Below are 8387 nucleotides of genomic sequence, written 5' to 3' on the forward strand. Positions count from 1 at the left end.
GATTCCATACATCACGTTAAAGTATTTACTCATTCCAGAGTAAGATCGCAGTCGTTCCTTAGGATATGTAATGTGACCAGCCATAGATGCAGGCAATATCAATTTATAGGATCTCATCGACATCCCAATCCCAGTCAATTTGGGAAATGTCACGGGAGACTTTGTGTAAATACCACCCGAGCAAAGCGACAATAGAAAGGATTAAAACTATAAAGGTTAAAAGCATATCCTACCCTTAGAGTTTGTATGAGACGTAACTACTAGGCTTACCATGGCAATTGAGTGCCATCGTAGACAAAAAATGAACCTGAATGCTTAAGTTTTAAATTGTCGATAACATTAAGCATGCCTGTAACACTCTCTTTTACTGTTACCTTGCCTTCCTTTCCACCCATATCGGTTTTTACCCAACCTGGATGAATTGCCATGGTCTTCACTCCCGCTTCGGATAATTCACAGGCTAGAGATTTAATTATTTGGTTGAGGGCCGCTTTTGATGCTCGATAGCTGTATCGTCCCCCTGAGCGGTTATCATCAATACTGGCCAGTATTGAGGTCATCCCGATTATGGTTTTATCTTGGCCGGCTAGAATATTATTGAGCAAGGCCTGCGTGATTAACATGGGTGCGATGGTATTGACCTTTAACACCTCTAGCCATCTTTGCTGATCCATATTGCCTAAGTTGTCACATCCTTCACCACTCACCCCAGCATTATGAATAAGTACATCAATAGGTTGCTCTTTAAACACCTCAGTTAAAGCGAGAATATCTGTTTCATGACTAACATCTAGAGCATAAGGGCGAATGGTTGAATACTGTTGTGCTAACAGGGTTAACTCATGCGCTGAATCAATATCGCGACAGCAAGCGATGACCTTGTAATGTCGCTGTGCATATTGCTTTGCAAGCTCTAATCCTAAGCCACGATTAGCTCCAGTAATAAAAACGGTTTTCATTGAGTGCCTCTTATCAGTTTCAATCTTGTCTAATACCAATCAATATAAGTTGCGAAAAGCTGGCCAATGCTGCTGCATTGACCAGCTCTAAGGGTAAGAGTCGTGTTTATTTCATTAATACATTTTTACCATTAACTTTCTGCACGCTTATCAAGACGGCCACTAAAGCGGGTCAAAGCAAGCGCTATCAGTACAACTACTGCACCTACCCAAGGTGTATGCATTAAGCCTGCTTCAGCGACAACCATCCCTCCGCCCCATGAACCAAGTGCAATACCAACGTTAAAGGCGGCAATGTTTAAACCGGAAGCAACATCCACTGCATCTGGTGTATATTTTTCAGCAAGTTTCACTACATATACTTGTAAACCTGGAACATTACCGAATGCAAATGCCCCCCAAACTAAAATCGTGGCTACCGCGGCAATAGGGTTAACGGCGGTAAAATTGAACACGATAAGCACAGCTGCAAGACCAGTAAAAATAATGCTAAGGGCTTTTATTGGGCCCATTTTATCGGCCATTTTTCCGCCCCAAATATTACCAATCGCAACTGAGACTCCATAAACCAACATAATTAAACTAATTGCATTCGCACTAAAGCCAGTTTCTTGCTGCAAAATAGGAGCAAGGAAAGTGAATGCTGTAAAAGTGCCGCCATAACCCAGTGCAGTAATCGCATAAACCAGTAATAATCTAGGTTGAGTTAATACCTTAAGCTGCGATGAAAGCTTAGCTGCAGCAGGTTGTTTTAAGTTATTTGGTACTAAGAAAGCACTACCAATTAATGCGATTAAACCTAATAGCGCAACAACTAAGAAGGTTGATTGCCAGCCAAAGGTTTGACCTATGTATGTCCCAAGCGGCACGCCTGTGACTAACGCCACGGTTAAACCAGTGAACATAATCGCAATGGCGCTGGCGGCTTTTTCTTTTGGTACCAGACCGGTAGCAATGGTTGAACCAATGGAGAAAAATACACCATGGGCTAAACCTGTCAAAATACGAGCGATAATCAGGGTGTTATATCCAGGTGCTTGCCATGCAACTAAGTTACCGACAACAAACAGTGACATGACGGTAATCAATACGTGTTTACGATTCCACTTTCCTGTTAAAGCCGTTAAAACCGGGGCGCCAATGGCAACACCAAGTGCATAAAGGCTAACCAGCAAGCCTGCTGAAGGCAGTGATATATTTAGGTCGGAGGCCATGGTCGGGAGTAGCCCCACGATCACAAACTCCGTTGTTCCAATAGCAAAGGCGCTGAGCGTCAATGCAAGAAGTGCTAAAGGCATAATATTTACTCTCTGTTGTTTGAAAATGACCAGCAATAGCCGATGTATTGGTCGCTATGCCGTCGCGTTGTTAATTGATGGGGGGCATTTTGCATTAAAGATGTTTTGTGAAAAACAGAGGTTTTTACAAATGATATTTGTTATAAATGCAATAAAGCTGATGAGCGATTGGATAAAGTTGAGGGAAATAGCATGCGAACAAAATCTGATGATTTAGCCATTTTACTAGCTGTAGTCGATACCGGAGGTTTTTCAGCGGCAGCAGAGAGCCTAGATATCCAAGTCGCGCGAGTATCCAGAGCGGTCAGTAAAGTGGAGAGTCAACTTGGGGTCACTATTCTAAACCGAACCACTAGACGTATTGAATTAACCGATGAAGGACGCCAGTTCATTGACTCTGTGCGGGTGGGATTAATGCAATTACAGCAGGCGGAAGAAGATATTATTTCCCGTGGGGAATTGCCCAAAGGCCGTTTACGTGTCGACGCGGCTAGTCCGTTTGTGTTTCATCAACTGGTGCCATTGGTGCAGTCATTTAATCAAGCCTATCCCGATATTGAGCTAGAAATAACTTCCAATGAAGGCATTGTGGATTTACTAGAAAAGAAAACCGATTTAGCAATCCGTATTGGTACGTTGAGCGATTCAACGCTACATGCTCGGTCGCTGGGTCGAAGCCCCTTGTATATTGTGGCTTCACCAGAATATATCTCAAAACGCGGGCTCCCCACTAAAAGCAGCGATCTTGCTCAGCATAATCTCATTGGATTTGTCGCCCCCAAAATTTTGAATGACTGGCCTTTAAAAGGTTTTACCCAACTAGACGCTTTGATGTCATCAAGTAATGGCGAAACCATTCGACAAATTGTGTTGGCAGGAAATGGCATTGCATGTCTATCAGGGTTTATGGTGAATAAAGATATTGCCGAAGGACGTTTAATCTCGCTGTTGGAGAGCGAAAAAATCAGTCATCCACGAAGAGAACAAGTCAACGCTGTGTATTATAAGACTTCTTCTGTGGCCAAGCGGATCTCCGCTTTTATTGATTTTATTAAGCCAAAGCTAACCCTGTAACCCGCTTAAACAAGCTGATTGTTGCAATTTATACAAATATTATTTGCCTTTATTGCTATAAATGATTGGTGACTCATTTGCTAGTATGCCCTTATCAAATGAAGAGGGCTCAACTATGTCACTATCACTATTTAAACCATTCACATTGGGTGGACTCACACTCAAAAACCGCATTGTCATGCCACCGATGACGCGTTCAAGAGCCAGTCAGCCTGGTGATGTCGCAAATGACATGATGGCAACCTATTACGCTCAGCGTGCCAGTGCAGGATTGATTGTGTCTGAAGGTACGCAAATTTCAGCGACGGCAAAAGGCTATGCATGGACCCCAGGTATTTACACACCTGAGCAGATTGCTGGTTGGCGTAAAGTGACAGACGCTGTGCATGCCAAACAAGGCGCTATTTTCGCTCAGCTCTGGCATGTGGGCAGAGTCACTCACACAGATAACATCGGTGGTAAGCAACCGATTTCTTCCTCCGCATTAAAAGCGGAAAACGTAAAAGTATTCGTTGATAATGGCAGTGATGAACCTGGTTTTGTTGACGTCGTTCAGCCTAGAGCGATGACAAAAGCCGATATTCAGCAAGTGATCGAAGATTACCGTCAAGCCGCATTGAATGCCATTGAGGCAGGCTTTGATGGCATTGAACTGCATGCCGCTAATGGTTATTTAATTAACCAATTTATTGATTCAGATGCGAATGATCGCACTGATGAGTACGGTGGATGTCTTGAAAACCGTCTTCGTTTTCTTGATGAAGTTGTTACTGCAATGGTCGATGCCATTGGCGCTGATCGCGTTGGTGTGCGCTTGGCACCTTTAACAACCCTCAATGGTACTGTTGATGCTAACCCTATTGAGACTTATACCGCTGCCGCAGCATTACTCAATAAACATCATATCGTGTACCTACATATTGCTGAAGTCGATTGGGATGATGCACCAGATACACCCGTCTCATTCAAACGTGCAATGCGCAATGCTTTTCAAGGCGTGCTGATCTACGCAGGTCGTTATAATGCGGAAAAAGCAAAGCAAGCTATTGATGACGGACTGGCTGATATGATCGGCTTTGGTCGACCTTTTGTGGCGAATCCCGATCTTCCTGAACGTCTACTTCACGGCTACCCATTGGCAGAGCATGATCCAAACACCTTGTTTGGTGGTGGTGAGAAAGGTCTGATTGATTATCCAACGTATAAAGCTTAAGGGGGTAAGTATGTTTAAGGTATTTAAAGGTCACGGACTTGAGACTAGAAACCGTATCGCGATGGCGCCGATGACTCGTTCACGCACGTCTCAACCTGGTGATGTACCAAACGAGATGATGGCAACCTACTACCGTCAGCGTGCCAGTGCTGGACTCATTGTATCAGAGGGCACCCCGATCTCAGCGGCTGCACGAGGTTATTCGATGACTCCGGGCATTTATACCCCAGAGCACATCGAAGGCTGGAAAAAAACCACCCAAGCTGTGCATCAAGATGGCGGGAAAATATTTACTCAACTTTGGCATGTGGGGCGACGCAGTCATTCTGATATTTCAGGTACTAAGCCGTTAGCCCCATCAGCGATTAAAATCCCAGATCAAGTATTTGGCCCACTAGCTGAAGGTGGCTTTGGGATGATTGAAACTGAAACGCCACGGGAGATGACGCTGCAAGACATTAAGAGCACGATTGCGGATTTTGTACAAGCGGGCAAAAACGCCATTGAAGCTGGTTTTGATGGCGTGGAAATTCATGCTGCGCATGGTTACTTGTTTGATACCTTTTTACGCTTAGAAAGCAACCAAAGAAGTGATCAATATGGTGGCAGCCAAGAGAATCGCATGCGCTTTTTGGTTGATACGTTGCAAGCACTTACCGACGAAATTGGTGGGGAAAGAGTTGCGGTTCGTCTGTCTCCTCATATCGGAGAGGGTTTTGCTGGGGATGATGTTGAAATTGTTCCGCTAACGTTAGCATTGCTGGAAAAACTACAACTGATGAACCTTGCGTATGTGCATTTTTCAGAAAACATATCACGCTATGTAGAGGTGCCTGAAGAGTTTCGCCAGCAAGTACGCCGAATATACTCTAATCCAATCATGGTTGCAGGAAAGTTGACCAAGCAATCTGCCCAACAGTTGCTAGATAAGCAGTATGCTGATTTCGTTGCCTTTGGTACTCCTTTTGTAACGAACCCTGATTTAGTCGCCCGATTTGCTCATGATTTACCATTGGCCGAGTTTGATGCCGATGCTAGGTTGACCTTGTATGGGGGCGGAGCCGAAGGCTACGTCGATTATCCAACTTATCAAGCCTAATACACCAGGTACCAAGGACGATAACTCTTTGGTGCCTTACCTTTTCATTAAGCGAGTGGAAGTGATATGGAACCCTATCGAATTTGGCAATATCAAACTGAGAAACACAGTCTTGTTTTAGGTAAGGCTGAAAGAGCAGCTTTAGATGACAGCGAAATCTTAGTACAAAACAAAGCGATTGGTATTAACCCTGTGGATTGGAAATTTATTAAAGCCAATCCTTTAAATTGGCCGAATGGCCATGTTCCAGGTGTTGATGGTGCGGGCGTCGTCGTACAAGTAGGTTCTAAAGTTGATCCCAGTCTAATTGGCCGTCGAGTGGCATATCATGGTTCACTAAATCGCCATGGTAGCTTCGCTAAATATACTGTTTTGAACGTTGAGCGAGTGATGACACTACCTGAGAGCCTATCTTTTGAACTTGCCGCGGCACTGCCTTGTCCGATGCTAACTGCGTGGCAAGCATTTGAAAAAATTCCATTAACCCAACAAAGAGAAGTGCTTGTCGTTGGTTTTGGCGCGGTGAATAATTTGTTATCCCAGATCCTTGTCAGAGCGGGTTATATCGTTGATGTTGTCTCCGCGAGTCTGAGCGAAGAGCGAGCCAAAAGCTTAGGTATTCGCCAAGTTTATCGGGAGCAATCTCAAATCGACATGAAATACTTCGCCATTTTTGATGCGGTGAGTGGGGAAAATGCCGCCCATTTAGTGCCGCTGTTAAGAGCGAATGGACATATTGTCTGCATTCAAGATCGTATTGCTAAACCCATTGACCCTCCATTTACGCGCACTATTTCTTACCACGAAATAGCCCTTGGAGCGTTACATAATTTTGGTGATAAAGATGATTGGCATACATTAATGCAAAATGGTGAAGCGTTGCTTGAGCGTATTGAAAATGGGAGTGTTGAAGTTAGTATTCCTGTCACTTTTAAATTCGAGCAGATGCTTGATGCGTTGAAACACAGTGAAACCACAAAACGAAAAACCGTGATTACATTGAGTTAGACTGCGCAATTTATCCTTTTGCTGGGAGTCACATAGCGCTTACTTCCTACACTTTGCTTGGATAGTTGTTCTAATTGCTGATATTGAGTAAGACTCATCTTTGCAACGTCGTTTAAAATTGTGGTCTAAATAATTTTGACCACACTCTTACTAGCAGATGCGATACTAATAGCAATCCAACCAACGAAGAATTCGTGATTGCTCAACAGTCGGTAGAACTACTGTAATTTACTTTAAAAACAGATGGTTAAAAGCGAGCTTAGTGCTCGCTTTTTTTGTGCTCATATGTTGGATAGACCATCGCTAAGTGGCCTTATAGCGAGATAGTCAAAACTCATTCTATTGATTTCGGCAAATCATTTTGTAGCTTCAAACTAGTGATGTTAGGGCTGGCTTGTGATGCCCCAAAAACGCCTAGAATTGAACTTGCAAGGTTTCAGATACAAAAAGTAATAGATGCGGCGATCTAGCCCCATCGCCCTCAATGAAATTAAGACTATTGCTTGAATGTAGTGCGCCACTGAATCGGCGATACATGAAAAGCCGATTTAAAGTGCTTTCTGAATACACTGTCAGAGCCAAAACCCGCTTGCTCTGCAACTTGAGGTATCGATAGTTTCGTGGTTTCTAATAGACGTTGGCTAAGCACCAAACGTCGGTTTTGCAGCCATTCACCAAATGTACAGCCATAGGTGGATTTAAACTGGCGTGTGAAGGTACGTTTACTCATCGCACAGCGCTCAGCGACTTCATCTAGTGAGTGACACTGATTAAGGCTCTGCTCCACCAGCTCAATCACAAGGCTAATACTTGTCTCTGTAAGAGGTTTTATGTTGACTGGTGCTGGTATGTATTGCTGCTGTCCACCAGTACGAGATGGCGCAGTCACCATCTTACGTGCGAGATCATTCGCAAGCTCACTACCACACAAACGGCGCACTATATGTAGACAACAATCGAGTGAAGCAGCTACTCCAGCAGAGGTAATGATAGTCTCATGTTCAACAAATAGAGGGTTTGGGTCAAAATCCACCTTAGGAAATTGCTGCTGAAATTGTTCGGAAAACGCCCAATGGCTTGTGGCACGTTTTCCATCGAGAACGCCAGCACATGCAAGTACATAAGACCCGAGGCAGAGTCCTACTAGTAGCTTACCTTTCCCATGATGCTCTATTAGCGCCTCTATAAGTCGCTCACTTGGCTCTGGCAGGTCATTTGGCCAGCTTGGAACAATCACAATATCCGCCTCTTTAATAGCGCTCAAATCTCTATCGATCACCACACCAAATCCAGAGCTTGTTTCAAACTGCAAGCTGTTTTCGCAACAGATCCTCAAGTCAAACCGAACCGGCTGGCCGAAAAAGATATCTTGAAACACCAGACAAGGCACAGAGAGATGAAAAGCACTGATGCCTTCAAAGGCTACCATCGTAATTTTAATTAGCTCGGTTGATTTGTTCACAAGTGTCTCGATTTGCGCGAATGTTGACTTTCAAGACAGTATCACAAGAAACTAGAAAGAAGCATACTAAATCTCATAGAGAACATGGCTTGTTAGTGAGTTTAGAGAGGCATTATGAAGATCCACCACCTACGTAGCGCAACATTTATTATTGAATCTGGCGAAAAATTTATCCTTATTGATCCTATGTTGGGGAAAAAAGGCTCTATGCCTCCGTTTTCAGTCATTAAGGCTAAGGCCGCGAAAAATCCAACCGTTGAGATGCCAAGTAATG

7 protein-coding genes and 1 pseudogene are annotated in these 8387 nt (G+C 43.9%); 5 read left to right on the forward strand and 3 right to left on the reverse strand.

The genetic code is table 11. The annotated features are described in order from the left end of the window. Positions 1 to 266: 266 nt before the first annotated feature. The gene (locus AB4133_RS21805) at positions 267 to 959 is read right to left on the reverse strand and encodes an SDR family oxidoreductase (protein WP_017068416.1); all 693 of its coding nucleotides are present in this window, start codon (positions 957 to 959) and stop codon (positions 267 to 269) included. A 131-nt stretch (positions 960 to 1090) separates the two neighbouring features. Beyond that, positions 1091 to 2257 (reverse strand): MFS transporter, encoded by a 1167-nt coding sequence (locus tag AB4133_RS21810; protein ID WP_029235440.1) that lies wholly within the window; start codon positions 2255 to 2257, stop codon positions 1091 to 1093. A gap of 192 nt (positions 2258 to 2449) precedes the next feature. Between AB4133_RS21810 and AB4133_RS21815 the strand changes: the two genes are divergently transcribed. The 4 genes from AB4133_RS21815 (at position 2450) to AB4133_RS21830 (ending at position 6651) form a co-directional block, all read left to right on the forward strand. Continuing rightward, on the forward strand, positions 2450 to 3331 hold the full coding sequence (locus tag AB4133_RS21815) for a LysR substrate-binding domain-containing protein (protein ID WP_017062691.1): 882 nt from the start codon (positions 2450 to 2452) through the stop codon (positions 3329 to 3331). Positions 3332 to 3446: 115 nt separating this feature from the next. Continuing rightward, entirely contained in the window at positions 3447 to 4544 is a 1098-nt protein-coding gene (locus AB4133_RS21820) for an alkene reductase (RefSeq protein WP_372225739.1), read from the forward strand. 10 nt (positions 4545 to 4554) lie between these two features. Further along, positions 4555 to 5643 (forward strand): alkene reductase, encoded by a 1089-nt coding sequence (locus AB4133_RS21825; RefSeq protein ID WP_017062693.1) that lies wholly within the window; start codon positions 4555 to 4557, stop codon positions 5641 to 5643. A gap of 66 nt (positions 5644 to 5709) precedes the next feature. Continuing rightward, complete coding sequence (locus AB4133_RS21830) at positions 5710 to 6651, forward strand: zinc-binding dehydrogenase (protein ID WP_017062694.1); 942 nt, start codon at positions 5710 to 5712, stop codon at positions 6649 to 6651. Between the two features lie 496 nt (positions 6652 to 7147). Here AB4133_RS21830 and AB4133_RS21835 read toward each other — a convergent pair whose 3' ends face one another. Next, the gene (locus tag AB4133_RS21835; RefSeq protein ID WP_120459721.1) at positions 7148 to 8113 is read right to left on the reverse strand and encodes a GlxA family transcriptional regulator; all 966 of its coding nucleotides are present in this window, start codon (positions 8111 to 8113) and stop codon (positions 7148 to 7150) included. A 114-nt stretch (positions 8114 to 8227) separates the two neighbouring features. Between AB4133_RS21835 and AB4133_RS21840 the strand changes: the two are divergent. Further along, positions 8228 to 8387, forward strand: a pseudogene (locus AB4133_RS21840) (MBL fold metallo-hydrolase); the annotation flags it as partial.

Source organism: Vibrio sp. 10N.286.52.F8 (genome assembly GCF_041468745.1).
Lineage (GTDB): Bacteria > Pseudomonadota > Gammaproteobacteria > Enterobacterales > Vibrionaceae > Vibrio > Vibrio crassostreae_C.